The organism is Caulobacter soli (genome assembly GCF_011045195.1).
GTDB classification, from domain to species: domain Bacteria; phylum Pseudomonadota; class Alphaproteobacteria; order Caulobacterales; family Caulobacteraceae; genus Caulobacter; species Caulobacter soli.
This window is the reverse complement of the sequence record NZ_CP049199.1, coordinates 1,171,313-1,185,487: the sequence shown is the minus strand read 5'-3', so window position 1 is coordinate 1,185,487 and position 14,175 is coordinate 1,171,313. Positions and strand designations below refer to the sequence as shown.

Sequence of the window (14,175 nt, the reverse complement as noted above, 5' to 3'; positions counted from 1 at the left end):
CGCTCGCCTCAAACGTCGGCGGCGTCGAGGGTCGCTGTCAACGCCTAAGGCTCTCGCCCTGGGCTCCGCGCAGGGTCTCGGACGGAGACTCGCCGAACATCGCCCGGTAGGCGCCCGAAAACCGGCCCAGCTCCCAGAAACCCTGGTCCAGCGCCACCTGGGTCACGGTCGTCGGGCGATTGCCGGCGTCGAGCAGCCGAGCCCGCGCCGCCGACATGTTCTTCAGTCGCAGATAGGCCTTGGGGCTGACGTCGAGCAGATCATGGAAGGCCCGGTAGAGCGTGCGGCGCGAGATGTTCAGGGCCACGCAGATGTCCTCGATCTGCACCGCCTGGCGGGCACCGCCGCTTTCCAGGAAGTCCTCGGCGCCGCGCACGATGCGAGCGGCGTTCAGCGCGCCCTGCCGGCGCGCGCCCTCGACCTTGACCGCGGCCAAGGCCGTCAGCACGCCGTCCAGCAACTCGTTACGCAGGAAGGCGACCGTGCTGGATGGGACGCCCGCGCCCAGGGCCCGCAACAGGCTGGAGCAACCCTGCAACACCCGCTTGCAGGCGGCCCGGGCCTCGGGCGGCGGGGAATAGATCGCCGGCTCGGTCCAGAAGCAGGGGTCGGCCAGCCATTCGAACGCCTCGGCCCGCTGCATCACCAGGCCCCACGGCGCGGTGACGACGGCGTAGGCCACGTGGCCCTGGAAGCGTCCGTCCAGCTCTCCGCCGGGCGGGATGGCCACGATGTCGCCCTCCTCGACCCGATGGCCCCACTGGTTCAGCACGCCCTCCTGTTCCATCACCGAAACCAGGCTGAAGGCCTTGCGCGCCATGACCCCGCGCACCCGCAGGTCGCCATCGAACGCCCCGGCGTCGAAGCCCATGTCGCCCAGGGTGGACCGCAGCAGATGCCCGCGGCAGGGCTCGGGCGTCAGCTGGGTGATCGCCAGATCGCGGCCAGCGGTGTGGGCCCAGACCTCATGCGGGCCACGCGTCTGCTGCAGCACCACATGGCCCAGCGACACCGGCGTCGTCGCCCGCGCCCCGAACGAGCGATGCTCGTCGAACCCGTCCTGGGACAGATCGTCGACGCCCGACTTGACCGTCCTGGCGCGCCGCCAGTCGACGTTCGACCAAGATTGAGACTCGGACTCCCTCACGCTTTCCTTGTCCATCGGACCTCTCCTGGCGGAGACGATGCGATCAATGGCGTCCACGCCATGACCTTAAAGCGATCGCACCTGTCGTCACGCCCGATTCACCCTTTGAGGATGGCATGACCCTTCTTTGTTGTAAGTAAGGTGAAACCACTAGAAAGCATCGAAACAACAGACAAAATTACAACTTTTCGAATGGCACAGCTTGATAACCAAGTCTTATGTATAGTTAATTTAATATTATTCATTAATACTCAAATTCACGAGAATAAGGTGTACGATTGGCACGCATCGCATAGCAGACCGAGAGATTCCGAAGAAACATGACGACGCAGCAGGGTCATGGAGGACTCTATGGTTCGTCAAACTTGGAAGGAAATGGCGATCTTCGGGAAACGGAATCTCTCGGAGACTCCAGGCAACCCGCGAGAGCCGGATGACTGGGCGCAAGCCCTGCGCGACATGAAGGCCGCGTGCGACGGCGAGCGCCGGCAAAGGCGCCAAATCGCGGAGAGCGGCGCGCGCCAGCTGAGTCGGGCCCAGGCCGTGCTACGCGAGGCCGAAAACCGCCAGCGCGACGCCGAGGCGGCCTTGAGCCGAGCCCGCCGCATGGCCGCCGTCGGCTGGATGGCGGCCGAGGCCTGCCGCGACATGACCGCCCTGCACGCGGTGGCCATGCGGGCCCTGACCGCTTCACGCGAACGCCTGCACGGCGACCACCGCACGGTCAGCGAGATCGACTGGGCCCTGGGCGGCCTGAACCAGGCCGAGCAGATGCTGGACCGGGTGACGGCCTATCTCGACGCGCGCCGCGAGAACGTCCAGACCGCGCGCATCGACGGCCTGCTGGCCGGGAGCTGAGCCCCCGGCCCACCGCCCTAGGCTTCGATATCGACGTCCTTGGTTTCCTTCAGGAACAGGACGCCCACCACCGCCGTGACCCCGGCCACGACGATCGGATACCAGAGGCCGTAATAGATATTGCCCGTGGCCGCGACCATGGCGAAGGCCGTGGTCGGCAGGAAGCCCCCGAACCAGCCGTTGCCGATATGGTAGGGCAGGCTCATCGAGGTGTAGCGGATGTTGGTCGGGAACAGCTCGACCAACATGGCGGCGATCGGGCCGTAGACCATGGTCACGTACAGCACCAGGATCGCCAGCACCCCGACCACCAGCGGCTTATTCATCGCCGCGTCGTCGGCCTTGGCCGGATAGCCGGCGGTCTTCAGCGCCGCGCCCAGTTCCTTTTCCCAAGCCGTCTTCCTGGCCTTGAACGCGGCCTTGTCGAGGGTCTGACCCGGGAACGAGGCGAGGGTCGCCTGGCCGATCTTCACCTGGGCGACCGAGCCCGCCGGCGCGGCCTGGTTGGCGTAGGTGACGCCGGCCTTGGCCAGGTACGACTTGGCCAGGTCGCACGAGCGGTTGAACACCGTCTTGCCCACCGGATCGAACTGGAACGAGCAGTCGGCCGGGTCGGCCACCACGGTGACCGGGGCGCTGGCCACGGCCGCCGCCAGCTGAGGATTGGCGGCCGTCGTCAGGGTCTTGAACAGCGGGAAATAGGTCAGGGCCGCCAGGATGCAGCCCAGCATGATGATGGGCTTGCGGCCGATCTTGTCCGACAGCCAGCCGAAGATCACGAAGAACGGCGTGCCGATCAGCAAGGCGATGGCCACCAGCAGGTTGGTCGTGCCGCCGTCGACCTTGAGCATCTTCTCCAGAAAGAACAGCGCGTAGAACTGGCCGGTATACCAGACCACGGCCTGGCCGGCGGTCAGCCCCACCAGGGCCAGCAGCACGATCTTCAGATTGCCCCACTTGGCGAACGAGTCGGCCAGGGGCTTCTTGCTGCCCTTGCCCTCGTCGACCATTTTCTGGAACGACGGGCTCTCGGCCAGTTGCAGGCGGATCCACAGCGACACGCCCAGCAGCAGCACCGAGATCAGGAACGGAATGCGCCAGCCGAAGGCCTGGAAGGCGTCGTCGCCCACCGCGCCGCGGGTCAGCAGGATCACCACCAGGCTGAGGAACAGGCCGAAGGTCGCCGTCACCTGGATGAAGCTGGTGTAGAAACCGCGCCGTCCGGGCGGGGCGTGCTCGGCCACATAGGTCGCGGCGCCGCCATACTCGCCGCCCAGGGCCAGGCCCTGGACCAGGCGCATGATCACCAGGGCGATGGGCGCGGCGATGCCGATCTGGGCGTAGCTGGGCAGCAGGCCGACCACGAAGGTCGACAGCCCCATCAGCAGCATGGTGACCAGGAAGGTGTTCTTGCGGCCCCACAGGTCGCCCAGCCGGCCGAACACCAGCGCCCCGAACGGCCGCACAGCGAAGCCGGCGGCGAAGGCCAGCAGGGCGAAGATGTAGCCGGTCGTCTCGTTGACGCCCGAGAAGAAGTGCCTGGTGATGTAGGTCGCCAGCGAGCCGTACAGATAGAAGTCGTACCACTCGAACACGGTGCCGACCGAGGCGGCCCCGATGACCAGGGCGTCCTTGCGCCCCACGGCGCGGCCGCCCTTGGCGCCCTTCACCGGTTTCGCGGCGTCGCTTCCCATTCGCATCTCCCCCGTCATCCCTTGGCGCCGCCGCTTCGGGCGATCGATCAATGTTACCGCAACCACGGTTCAGTTCACAATGAACGGCGTTCGCGATGTTGGCGAGAGGCTAAACATGAACCGGACGAAAGCCGAAGCGTTGGCTTCGAGGATTCTCCGCCGTCCCACCTTGCGGGACGAAACCGCCCGTCAGGACCCCTCATGAGCGTTGTCGCGGCCTATATCTACAAGGACGGCGCTCGGACCCGCGAGGTCAGCCTCGACCAGGCCGACGCCCTCGTCACCAAGCCGGGCGAGTTCGTGTGGATCGGCCTGTACGAACCCAGCGAGGCCGAGATGGAGCGGTTGCGGACCCGCTTCAAGCTGCACCCCCTGGCGATCGAGGACGCCCTGAACGCCCACCAGCGACCCAAGGTCGAGGTCTATGGTCGCGAGCTGTTCGTGGTGGCCCGCACCGCCCAGCTGGTCGACGCCCAGATCGCCTATGGCGAGACGGCGATCTTCGTCGGCGAAGGCCACCTGATCACCGTCCGCCACGGCTCGGCCCGCGCCCACACCGAGCTGCGCGCCCAGTTGGAGGCCTCGCCGACCTTGCTGGCCAAGGGCTCGGACTACGTGCTGCACGCGGTGCTCGACTTCGTGGTCGACGGCTATCTGCCGATCATCCAGGCCCTGGAAGACGAGGTCCTGGACATCGAGCGGCGCACGCTCGAGACCTTCCTCAGCCACGCCGAGGTCAAGCGCCTGTTCCACCTGCGCCGCGACCTGATCCGCTTCAAGCGGGTGCTGTCGCCCATGAGCGAGGTCTGCGGGCGACTGGAACACCTGGACGCGCCGTGCCTGGACGACGACGTCCGCCCCTATTTCCGCGACGTGCTGGATCACACGCAGAAGGTCGAGGGCATGGTCGACGCCCTACGCGAGGTGATCACCTCGGTGTTCGAAGCCGCGTCCCTGCTGGAACAGCAGCGCCAGAGCGCCATCACCCGCAAGCTGGCCGCCTGGGCCGCCATCCTGGCGGTGCCCACGGCGGTGGCCGGGATCTACGGCATGAATTTCCAGCACATGCCGGAGCTTGGCTGGACGTGGGGCTATCCCGCGGTGATGGTGGCGATCGCGGTGATCTGCGGCGTGCTGTACGCGCGGTTCCACAAGGATGGATGGCTGTAAAGACGCGATGACCGACGCCCAGAGCCTGACGCTGGTGCGCGCCGTGCATACGGCGATCTATGTGGTCATGGCCTTGGCGTCTCTGGTCGTCCTCTACGCCGGCCTGACCGGCGCCCACGGACCTTGGCTGTGGATCGCCAGCGGCCTGGTCGCCGTCGAAAGCGTGGTGTTCGCGACCAATGGCTTCAGATGCCCGCTGACCGCGATCGCCATCAGGTACGGCGCGACCAAGGAAGGCGCGTTCGACACCTTTTTTCCAGAGCGGATCACCCGCTACACGTTCCGGGTTTTCGGCCCCATCATCCTGCTGGGCTTCGCGCTTCTGGCCGTCCGGTGGTGGTTGACCTAGCTGGCCCAGGCCCGCGCCGGGTGCAGGAACCGGCCCGCCTCCGCGCCGTCGCGCAGGAACACCCGCACCTCGGCGGCGCGGCCGGAGGCGGCCAGGCGGTTGGCGAGATCGCGGGCGGCGGCTTCGGCGCGACCGCCACGTTCGAAGGTGAGTTCGGCCTCGAGGGCCTCGGAGCGCACAGACCAGCCTTGCTCGGCCGGGGCGACGGAAATCAACAGAGCCATGACGAGCTCCTTACGCAAAGCAGACTTGGAGCGCCTGATCAGGGGCGCGAACGAGCGGTTTTTCGGGCCGGCGACCAGACCCGAAACATCGAGGTCAGATCGGCATTCGCCCTACGAGGGGATGACATCGACACATCTTATAGGCTCGCATTCTCACAACTTGACGACATGGGTATGACCCGCTCGCAACTGACGCGAGCCAGAACTCCTGGCGTCGTTTTTAGTTTCTCGGGTCGTTCGATGATCTGTCGGCGGGGCCAGAAAATCTGCCGGGACTCAATTCCTATCAGTTTGATAGATTTTTGAGAGCGACGTCTTTTCCCTCCCCTTAGACGTCGCCAGCGCGCGCCGCGCGGACCCATCGGGGGATGGGTGTTCGCGCGGCGCGTTTAGCCCCTAGGGCTTGGCGCCTCAGCAGTCCGGCTTGTCCAGATGGGCCTTGATCAGCGCCCGACCCGCGCGCGCCACGGCGCGCACCGGACCTTCAGCGCCCAAGGTGACGCGGGCGGTGTAGGAGCCTTCCATCAGCAGCATCAGGCCGTCGGCCAGATCCTCATCCTTCGCGCCGGCCCGCTTGCACAGGTCGACCAGCCGGGCGTGGAGTTGCTGCTTGTAGGCCACCGACACCTTCTGGGCCGGATGGTCGGCCTCGTGCAGCTCGATGGCGGCGTTCGATAGCGGGCAGCCGTGGACGTCGGCGTTGCAGGCCTTGGTCTCGAAGGCGTCGAAGATCGCCTCCAGCTGACCGCGCGGATCGTCGCAGCAGCACGACGTCACCTGGTCCCACCACGCCCAGTAGTCGCGTTCCTGCTCGCGCAGCACCTCGGCGACCAGCTCGTCCTTGGATGGGAAGTTGCGATACAGCGTCATCTTGGTCGCGTCGGCCTCGTGGGCGATCGCCTCGACGCCCACCGCGCGGATGCCGTGCTGATAGAACAGCTCGCGGGCCGTTTCGAAGATCCGGTCACGGGCCGGTCTTTTGGACAGCGGAGCGCCCACGGGCGCCTCCAGCTCGTCCATCTTGCCCCCGCCAGAATTTCTCTCAGCCATTTTCACAGCACCTCACCTTGACGTGAGAGTTACCGGTCAGTATCTCTCACGGCGACGAATGATACCGAACGGTACCGTCACATCCATCTACATCGTCACAGATGACCGCTACGTCAAGCAACACCCACTGCGACATTTCTTCTTAACCCGGAACGGAGAGCGAGCCATGCCCCCGAGCGCAAGCCCAGACACCGCCGCCCGACCGGTCCGAGCCGCCTGGCTCGAATTCGCGGCCGGCCCGGTCCGTTCCCTCGGCAAGCTGATCGGCCCCGGCGCCGACGGTCCGCCCGGCCAGGATTGGATCTCGTCGCCGAAAGCCCGCCAGAAATCCCGGCGCCCCGTCTGGGAATAGAAAACATCTCTTTCGCGTCTCCTCCCCCGCTTCCCCGTCCGACAGGTACACCGATGTCCCTCCGCCCCGTTTTCACGTCTTTCGCCGGTCTGGCCGCCATGGCCGTGCTGGCCGCCTGCAGCGCGCAGGCCAAGCAAGAAGCCGCCCCGCCGCCCGCCCAGGTCACCATCACCCCGGTGGCCTTCAAGGAACTGCGCCAGTGGGATGACTTCACCGGCCGCCTCGAAGCCATCGACACCGTCGACATCCGTCCGCGCGTCAGCGGCTTCGTCGACGGCGCCCGGTTCGAGGAAGGCGCCCGCGTCAGCAAGGGCCAGGTGCTGTTCCAGATCGACCCGCGCCCCTACCAGGCCGAAGCCAACCGCGCCGAGGCCGAGGTCGCCCGCGCCAAGGCCCAGCTGGACCTGGCCGTCGTCAACCGCGAGCGCGGCCGCCGGCTGATCGAGCAGAACGCCCTGGCCCAGAGCGAGTTCGACCGCCTGTCGGCTGAAGAGAAGGCCGCCCAGGCCAATCTCGGCGCCGCCAACGCCGCCTACCAGACCGCCCGCCTGAACCTGGAATGGACCCGCGTGGTCTCGCCGATCGACGGTCGCGTCTCCAAGGCCGTGATCACCCGCGGCAACCTGGTCACCCCGTCCGACCTGCTGACCACCGTGGTCTCGGACACGCCGATCTACGCCACCTTCAACGCCGACGAGCAGACCTTCCTGAAGTACGCCTCGGCCGAACGCGGCAAGGCCAGCCCGGTCTATATGGGGTTGATGACCGAGGACGGTTATCCGCACCAGGGCCAGCTGAAGTTCATCGACAACGCCATGGACGCCAAGAGCGGCACGATCAACGGCCGGGCGATCTTCGCCAACGCCGACGGCCGGTTCACCCCCGGCCTGTTCGCCCGCATCCGCATGGTCAGCGACAGCTCGGCGACGGTGGCCCTGGCCCCCGACCGCGCGGTGGCGACCGACCTGGGCAAACGCTACGTCGTGGTGGTCGGCGCCAACAACAAGGCCGAGTACCGCACCGTGGAGATCGGCCCGTTGGCCGGCAACCTGCGCATCATCCGCACCGGCCTGAAGCCGGGCGACCGGGTGATCGTCGGCGGCCTGCAGAAGGTCAAGCCGGGCGACACGGTCAATCCCGTGACCATCAAGACCGACCTGTCGGCCGACCTCTCGCAGTTCGAGACCGGTCCCCAGCGGGTCGCGATGATCAACAGCGTTTCCCAGAACTAGAGCTCTCCGCTCACCCAAGGATCGAAGGTTTCAGGGAGCCCCTCGCGGGCTCCCCACGCCCCCTCTTTGCCTCCTCCCCCCTTTTTATTCGCCCGAAATAGGCGCCTCCCATGAACTTCTCGAACTTCTTCGTGAGCCGGCCGCGCTTCGCCGCCGTGCTCTCGATCGTCATCTTCATCGCTGGGTTGGTGGCTCTGCCCCGCCTGCCGATCTCGGAATATCCCGAGGTGGTGCCGCCGACCGTGGTCGTGCGCGCCGCCTATCCAGGGGCCAACCCCGCCGTCATCGGCCAGACCGTCGCCGCTCCGCTGGAGCAGGCGATCAACGGCGTCGAGGGCATGCTCTACCAGTCCTCGCAGTCGGCCGCCGACGGCGCGATGGTCCTGACCGTCACCTTCGCCCTCGGCACCGATCTCGATAAGGCCCAGGTGCAGGTGCAGAACCGCGTCGCCCAGGCCCTGCCGAAACTGCCCCAGGAGGTGCAGCGCGTCGGCGTGACCACCGACAAGGCCTCGCCCGACCTGACCATGGTCGTGCACATGATCTCGCCGAACAATCGCTACGACATGCTCTATCTGAGCAACTACGCCCAGCTGAACATCAAGGACCGCCTCAAGCGCGTCGACGGCGTGGGCGACGTTCAGATCTTCGGGGCCGGCGCCTACTCGATGCGGATCTGGCTGGATCCCGAGAAGCTGGCCTCGCTGAACATGACGGCCGGCGACGTGGTCAAGGCGCTGCGCGAACAGAACGTCCAGGTCGCCGCCGGCCAGCTGGGGGCCCCGCCCACCAACACCGGCGCCGACTTCCAGCTGTCGATCAACGCCCCTGGCCGCCTGACCGACGAAGAGCAGTTCCGCGACGTCATCATCCGCTCGGGCGAGAACGGTGAGATCACCCACCTGGGCGACGTGGCCCGCGTGGAGATGGGCGCCAACAACTACGCCCTGCGCTCGCTGCTCGACAACAAGTCGGCCGTGGCCATGCCGATCTTCCAGCGCCCCGGCTCGAACGCCCTGCAAATGGCTTCCGACATCAAGAAGACGATGAAGGAGCTGAAGAAGGAATTCCCCGAAGGCGTCGACTACGAGATCGTCTACGACACCACCGCCTTCGTGCAGGAATCGATCAACTCGGTGATCCACACCCTGATCGAGGCCATCATCCTGGTGGTGCTGGTGGTGGTGCTGTTCCTGCAAGGCTGGCGCGCCTCGATCATTCCGCTGATCGCCGTGCCCGTCTCGCTGGTCGGCACCTTCGCGGTGCTGCTGATGCTGGGCTTCGGCCTCAACGCCCTGACGCTGTTCGGCCTGGTGCTGGCCATCGGCATCGTGGTCGACGACGCCATCGTCGTGGTCGAGAACGTCGAGCGCAACATCACCGACGGGCTCGAACCCGTGGCGGCCACGCGCAAGGCCATGAGCGAGGTCACCGGACCGATCATCTCCACGGCCCTGGTGCTGTGCGCGGTGTTCATCCCGACCGCCTTCATCAGCGGCCTGTCGGGCCAGTTCTACCGCCAGTTCGCCCTGACCATCGCCATCTCGACGGTGATCTCGGCCTTCAACTCCCTGACCCTGTCGCCGGCCCTGGCCGCCGTCCTGCTGCGCAGCCACGACGCGCCAAAGGACCGCTTCCAGAAGGCCATCGACGCGGCCCTGGGCTGGCTGTTCAACCCGTTCAACCGCTTCTTCGCCAAGGCCTCGCACGGCTATGTCGGCGGGGTGGCCAAGACCCTCGGTAAGTCGACGGCCGGCCTGATCATCTACGGCGTGCTGCTGCTGCTGACGATCGGCGCCTTCGCCAAGACCCCGGGCGGCTTCGTGCCCCAGCAGGACAAGGCCTATGTGGTCGCCGTCGTGCAACTGCCCGACGCCGCCTCGCTGGACCGCACCGAGGCGGTCATCCGCCAGATGGGCGACATCGCCCTGAAGGTGCCGGGGGTCAAGCACGCCATCGCCTTCCCCGGCCTGTCGGTGAACGGGCTGATCAACAGCCCCAACTCCGGCGCGGTGTTCCTGGCCCTCGACGACTTCAAGGATCGTCACGACAAGACGGAGTCCGCCGGCGCCATCGTCGCTTCGCTGAACCAGAAGTTCGGCGCCATTCCCGACGCCCAGATCGCGGTCTTCCCGCCGCCTTCGGTGCAAGGGCTGGGCACGATCGGCGGCTTCCGCATGCAGATCGTCGACAAGGCCGGCCTGGGTTCCGACGAGCTCTACGCCGCCACCCAGAACCTGATGGACAAGGCCCGCAAGGACCCCGCCCTGGTCGGCGTGTTCTCCAGCTACCAGGTCGGGGTTCCGAAGATCCAGGCCGACATCGACCGCGAAAAGGCGCGAGCCTCGGGCGTGTCGCTGACCGACCTCTTCGAGACCATGCAGGTCTATCTGGGCTCGCTGTACGTCAACGACTTCAACCGCTTTGGCCGCACCTACGAGGTCAACGTCCAGGCTGATCAGAAATTCCGCCTGCAACCCGAACAGATGCTGCGTCTGCAGACCCGCAACGGGTCGGGCCAGATGATCCCGCTGGGCAGCTTCATCAGCTTCAAGGAGGCCACCGGTCCCGACCGCGAAAGCCACTACAACGGCATGCTGACCGCCGAAATCAACGGCGGCCCGGCGCCCGGCTTCTCGTCCGGCCAGGCCCAGAAGGCCCTGGAAGACCTGGCGGCCAAGGAACTGCCCAACGGCATGGGCTTCGAATGGACCGAGCTGACCTATCAGCAGATCCTGGCGGGCAACACGGCGATCTACGTCTTCCCGATCTGCGTGCTGCTGGCCTTCCTGGTGCTGGTCGCCCAGTACGAAAGCTGGAGCCTGCCGCTGGTGGTCATCCTGATCGTGCCGATGACCCTGCTGTCGGCTCTGGCCGGCGTGCTGCTGACCCATGGCGACAACAACATCTTCACCCAGATCGGGCTGATCGTGCTGGTGGGCCTGGCCTGTAAGAACGCCATCCTGATCGTCGAATTCGCCAAGGAGCGAGAGGAGCATGGCGACACGCCGCTGCAAGCGGTGCTGGAAGCCTGTCGCCTGCGCCTGCGGCCGATCCTGATGACCTCGATCGCCTTCATCATGGGCGTGTGGCCGCTGGTCACCTCGCACGGGGCGGGCGCCGAAATGCGCCATGCCATGGGCGTGGCGGTGTTCTCCGGCATGCTGGGCGTGACGGTCTTCGGCCTGGTCCTGACCCCGATCTTCTACTTCGTCATCCGCCGCAACACCGCCCGCCGGGCGGCGCTGAAGGCGGCCCGGACTACGCCCGTGGAGGCGCACTGATGTCTCAAGCTCTCACTCCTAACTACGGCTGGCGGAACCTGCGGGTTCAGCTGGGCCTGTTCGCCAGCATGCTGCTGCTCTCGGCCTGCGCCGTGGGACCCGACTACAAGACCCCGGTCACCGCGCCGGTGGTCCTGCAGAACGCCCCGGCCGGCGCCTTCTCCAGCGCCAACCCCGAAGCCCAGTGGTGGAAGGCGTTCAACGATCCGGTGCTGGACAGCCTGGTCACCCAGGCCCTGTCAGGCAACCTCGACCTCAGGGTCGCGGTCGCCCGGGTGGACGAGGCCCGCGCCCTGTTCAAGGACGCCCGCCTCGACCAGATCCCGCGCGTCACCGCCAGCGGCGGCTATCAGAAGAGCGACCAGCAGCAGCCGGGCTCGAACGGCGAGCGCGTCGAGAGCGAGACCTACCAGGCCGGCTTCGACGCCGGCTGGGAGATCGACCTGTTCGGTCGCGTCCGCCGCGGCGTGGAGTCGGCCCGAGCCGAAGCCGGAGCGGCGCGAGCCGACTTGCGCGACGCCCAGGTGACCGTCGCCGCCGAGGTGGCGCGCAACTATCTGGAACTGCGCGGCGCCCAGGCCCGCCTGGCCGTGGCCAATCGCAACCTCGACACCCAGCGCGAGACCCTGCGACTGACCAAGGTCCGCTACGACGCCGGGGCCGGCAATCCGATCGACGTCGCCAGCGCCCAGGCCCGCCTCAACGCCACCGAGGCGGCGATCCCGTCGCTGATCACGGCCGAGAAGCGCGCCAACTATCGGCTGTGCGTCCTGGTCGGAAAGCGGCCCGGCGAGCTGGACGCGGCCCTGGTCGCCACGACCGCCGAGGTCACGCCGCTGATCGCCGCCCTGCCGATCGGCGACGCGTCCGACCTGCTGCGCCGCCGGCCCGACGTCCAGGCCGCCGAGCGTCGCCTGGCCGCCCAGACCGCCAAGGTGGGGGTGGCCACGGCCGACCTCTTCCCGCGCGTCCGGGTGACCGGCTTCATCGGCTTCCTGTCCGGTTCGGCCTCGAGCTTCGGAAACAGCGCCAGCCAGGCCTGGTCGGTGGCCCCGACCGTGTCCTGGCCGGCCCTGGACCTGGGCGGCGCGCACCAGCGGCTGAAGGCCGCCGAGGCCCGCAACGACGCCAGCCTGGCCGTCTACGACCAGACCGTCCTGCGGGCGCTGGAGGATCTGGAGACCGCCCTGGTCGCCTATCGCCAGCAGCAGGCCCAGCTGGTCAGCCTGACCAACCAGGCCGCCGCCTCGCGTCGCGCCGCCGAACTGGCCCGGATCCAGTACAAGGAAGGCGGCATCGACTTCCTGGTGCTGCTGGACGCCGAGCGGACGCTGCTGGCGGCGGAGGACTCTCTGACCGTCGCCGAGACCGGCGTGAACACCAACGTCGTGGCGATCTACAAGGCCCTCGGCGGCGGCTGGACGTCGTAACGGCGAAAGTTATCCACAGGCCCTTGCCTTCTCCCCTTGCGGGAGAAGGTGGCCCGAAGGGCCGGATGAGGGGTCGAAAGACAGAGCCGCCGCGACTAGCCGAAAGGCCGGTCGCGGCGGTTTTCGTTTGCGTGCCCCCTCACCCGACGGTCCTCCGGACCGCCACCCTCTCCCCGCAAGGGGAGAGGGATCCGCGTCTATCCCCGCGACCGTCAATGCGGACCCAAGCGAATTCAAACCCTTACACAAAAACGCACGTTTCCTATCCCCACCCTCCGGGGCGGCCGCACAATGACGGCATGACCCAAGCTCAAGACATCCCCACCTGGTGCCTGAACTTCCAGCTCAAGCTGATGGCCGCCCTCGACGCGGCCTGGGCGATCCTGGAACGCACCGACGATCCCACCGAGATCAAGCGCGCCCGCGACAAGGCCAAGGCCGTCGGCGACCTGGCCGCCATGGCCCGCAAGGTCGCCCTGATCACGCCCCGCGACCGCGCCAAGCCGGCCCAGGCCCTGATGACCGACGCTGTCGCCGCCGGGTTCGCGGCGACGCGGGGCATGGCCGATCTGGAGGCGATGGCGGCGGACATGCGCCCACCCGCGCCGCCGGCTCAGGTCGAACACTCCCGCCGCGCGCTGGACAAGCTCAAGGGCGGGCGGCGCGGACGGCTTTGAGGAACGCGGTGGCTCACCCACTTGCCCCCACCTGACCGCTTCGCGGTCTGTCCGCCCCCATAGGGGGCGGAGGACTTCCTCTTCCCCCTATGGGGGAAGACGATCGCGAAGCGATCCGTAGGGGGCAAGTGCGTGTGATCTCACGCCCAAGACAAACGCCTCAGTGCGGCATGTCCGAAAACTCGGGCACGCCGAGCGGCGCCGCCCAGGGCAGCCGGCGCTTCACGAACATCTCCAGCTTCGGCGTGATGGTTTCTGGCCGGTCGAGGCTGCAAAGCTGTCCTTGTCAAACTCGAACGTCACCGCATTGCAGGCGCATCGCGCCGTGTATTTCTTCGTCATGTCCAAGCTCCTTTCCCTTCGAGATCCACCGCGTACGCGGGGCGGAGGGGGCGGCGCGACGCGACTATGCCTCGTGACGGAGAAGGCGTCTCCCACGGCTATCCCCCTCACCTCTATCGAGCTAGACACCGCCTCATGACCAACCAGACCAAGATCCAGATCGCCATCGGCGTGGCCATCGCCGCCTTGGGCGCGGCGCTCGCCTATGCCGGCCAGCACGACAAGGTCCGCATGGCCGGCGCCGCGATCGCGGCGCTCGGGCTGGTCTTCACGCGCCACGCTCTGCGCGGGGTGAAGTGGGGCCGTGATAAATCATAGCTCTTATCTTCCGCTCATCCCGGCGAACGCCGGGATGAGCGGATCAGA

13 protein-coding genes are annotated in these 14,175 nt (G+C 67.1%); 9 read left to right on the top strand and 4 right to left on the bottom strand.

Features of this window, described 5'->3' with window-relative positions:
* Positions 1-37: 37 nt before the first annotated feature.
* A complete protein-coding gene (locus G3M62_RS05850; protein WP_165185467.1) occupies positions 38-1,162 on the bottom strand; it encodes a helix-turn-helix domain-containing protein in 1,125 nt (374 codons plus the stop codon).
* Positions 1,163-1,498: 336 nt separating this feature from the next.
* Here G3M62_RS05850 and G3M62_RS05845 point away from each other — a divergent pair, with 336 nt between their 5' ends.
* A complete protein-coding gene (locus G3M62_RS05845) occupies positions 1,499-2,005 on the top strand; it encodes a hypothetical protein (RefSeq protein ID WP_246263486.1) in 507 nt (168 codons plus the stop codon).
* A 17-nt stretch (positions 2,006-2,022) separates the two neighbouring features.
* Here the strand turns inward: G3M62_RS05845 and G3M62_RS05840 are convergent, their stop codons facing one another.
* A complete protein-coding gene (locus G3M62_RS05840; RefSeq protein ID WP_165185465.1) occupies positions 2,023-3,699 on the bottom strand; it encodes an MFS transporter in 1,677 nt (558 codons plus the stop codon).
* A gap of 201 nt (positions 3,700-3,900) precedes the next feature.
* Here G3M62_RS05840 and corA point away from each other — a divergent pair, with 201 nt between their 5' ends.
* Both corA and G3M62_RS05830 read left to right on the top strand, forming a co-directional pair.
* Complete coding sequence (gene corA, locus G3M62_RS05835) at positions 3,901-4,869, top strand: magnesium/cobalt transporter CorA (protein ID WP_165185464.1); 969 nt, start codon at positions 3,901-3,903, stop codon at positions 4,867-4,869.
* A 7-nt stretch (positions 4,870-4,876) separates the two neighbouring features.
* Positions 4,877-5,218: a hypothetical protein gene (locus tag G3M62_RS05830; RefSeq protein WP_165185462.1), complete on the top strand. Its 342-nt coding sequence runs from the start codon at positions 4,877-4,879 to the stop codon at positions 5,216-5,218.
* On the opposite strand, the gene G3M62_RS05825 is transcribed toward G3M62_RS05830, so the two are convergent.
* Together G3M62_RS05825 and G3M62_RS05820 are read right to left on the bottom strand one after the other, a co-directional pair.
* A complete protein-coding gene (locus tag G3M62_RS05825) occupies positions 5,215-5,442 on the bottom strand; it encodes a hypothetical protein (protein ID WP_165185461.1) in 228 nt (75 codons plus the stop codon). The two genes, G3M62_RS05830 and G3M62_RS05825, sit on opposite strands and share 4 nt — an antisense overlap.
* Before the next feature lie 411 nt (positions 5,443-5,853).
* Positions 5,854-6,492, bottom strand: coding sequence for a TetR/AcrR family transcriptional regulator (locus G3M62_RS05820; RefSeq protein ID WP_165185459.1), 639 nt, complete (start codon positions 6,490-6,492; stop codon positions 5,854-5,856).
* A gap of 166 nt (positions 6,493-6,658) precedes the next feature.
* On the opposite strand from G3M62_RS05820, the gene G3M62_RS05815 reads away from it, so the two are divergent.
* The 6 genes from G3M62_RS05815 to G3M62_RS05790 all read left to right on the top strand — a co-directional run bounded on the left by G3M62_RS05815 (position 6,659) and on the right by G3M62_RS05790 (position 14,127).
* The gene (locus G3M62_RS05815) at positions 6,659-6,844 is read left to right on the top strand and encodes a hypothetical protein (protein ID WP_165185458.1); all 186 of its coding nucleotides are present in this window, start codon (positions 6,659-6,661) and stop codon (positions 6,842-6,844) included.
* Positions 6,845-6,897: 53 nt separating this feature from the next.
* Complete coding sequence (locus tag G3M62_RS05810) at positions 6,898-8,076, top strand: efflux RND transporter periplasmic adaptor subunit (RefSeq protein WP_165185456.1); 1,179 nt, start codon at positions 6,898-6,900, stop codon at positions 8,074-8,076.
* A 110-nt stretch (positions 8,077-8,186) separates the two neighbouring features.
* Positions 8,187-11,360: an efflux RND transporter permease subunit gene (locus G3M62_RS05805; protein ID WP_165185455.1), complete on the top strand. Its 3,174-nt coding sequence runs from the start codon at positions 8,187-8,189 to the stop codon at positions 11,358-11,360.
* Positions 11,360-12,790 carry an efflux transporter outer membrane subunit gene (locus tag G3M62_RS05800; protein ID WP_205691950.1) on the top strand — a complete coding sequence of 477 codons (1,431 nt, stop codon included), beginning with the start codon at positions 11,360-11,362 and terminating at the stop codon, positions 12,788-12,790. The genes G3M62_RS05805 and G3M62_RS05800 overlap by 1 nt, the downstream gene beginning before the upstream one ends.
* 299 nt (positions 12,791-13,089) lie before the next feature.
* Complete coding sequence (locus G3M62_RS05795) at positions 13,090-13,467, top strand: hypothetical protein (RefSeq protein ID WP_165185453.1); 378 nt, start codon at positions 13,090-13,092, stop codon at positions 13,465-13,467.
* Between the two features lie 477 nt (positions 13,468-13,944).
* The gene (locus G3M62_RS05790; protein ID WP_165185452.1) at positions 13,945-14,127 is read left to right on the top strand and encodes a hypothetical protein; all 183 of its coding nucleotides are present in this window, start codon (positions 13,945-13,947) and stop codon (positions 14,125-14,127) included.
* Positions 14,128-14,175: the final 48 nt, after the last annotated feature.